Raw genomic sequence first — 937 nt, forward strand, 5'->3', positions numbered from 1 at the left:
GAACCGTACTCGAGCAAGTCACCTTCAACTCGCTTGAGGAGTTCCATCCCCAGCTCCTGGTGGGCCATCTCACGGCCGCGGAATCGCAAGGATACCTTGGCCCTGTCCCCATCACTCAGGAAACGTACCAGGTTGCGCAGTTTTACCTGGTAATCCCCTTCCTCCGTCCCTGGACGAAACTTGATTTCTTTAACCTGAATCTGCTTCTGGTTTTTCTTGGCCGCAGCAACCTGCTTCTTCTTTTCGAAGATCGACTTGCCGTAGTCCATCAGCTTGCAAACAGGGGGTACTGCATCGGCGGAAATCTCCACCAGATCCAGCTTGGCCTCTTCAGCCTTAAGAAGCGCGTCTTCAATTGACACAATCCCAAGCTGCTCACCCTCAGCCCCAATTAACCGAACCTCGCGTGCCGAGATATTCTCGTTGATCGGGGCTTTCGGTGCAGCTCGTTTATCTTGTCTCATTTCACGCTTAATAATAATTACTCCGAATCTGGGCGACCACGCCGGGAAACCGCTTGCGCGAGAAACTCAGCGAACTGGGCGACGGGCATCGAGCCCAGGTCAGCACCTTCACGAGTACGCACAGCGACAGTCTGCATCTCGACTTCCCGATCTCCAATAACCAAGAGATAGGGAACCTTGAGCAAAGTATGCTCGCGGATTTTAAAGCCGATCTTTTCATTTCTCAAGTCAGACTTGGCACGAAATCCGCTTTCGTTGAGAGTTTTTTCAACCTCGGCGGCAAAATCAGCCTGTTTATCAGTGATATTCATGATCACTGCCTGGGTCGGAGCCAGCCACGCGGGGAATGCACCCTCGTAGTGCTCGATCAGGATTCCGACGAAACGTTCGAAGGAGCCCAGGATCGCCCGGTGCAACATTACCGGGTGCTTGCGACTGTTGTCTTCGGAGACGTATTCGGCTCCCAAACGGAC

General features: G+C 53.3%; 2 protein-coding genes. Both read right to left on the reverse strand.

Annotated elements, in window-relative coordinates; genetic code table 11:
• The coding region (infC, locus tag AC1DRJ_RS29830) for a translation initiation factor IF-3 (protein ID WP_477805289.1) at positions 1 to 482 on the reverse strand (482 nt) is incomplete at its 3' end.
• Positions 482 to 937, reverse strand: a 456-nt coding sequence (locus AC1DRJ_RS29835; protein ID WP_477805288.1) for a His/Gly/Thr/Pro-type tRNA ligase C-terminal domain-containing protein, incomplete at its 5' end; no start/stop codon positions are given. The genes infC and AC1DRJ_RS29835, both read right to left, overlap by 1 nt.

Source organism: Pseudomonas sp. P5_B2 (assembly GCF_056400445.1).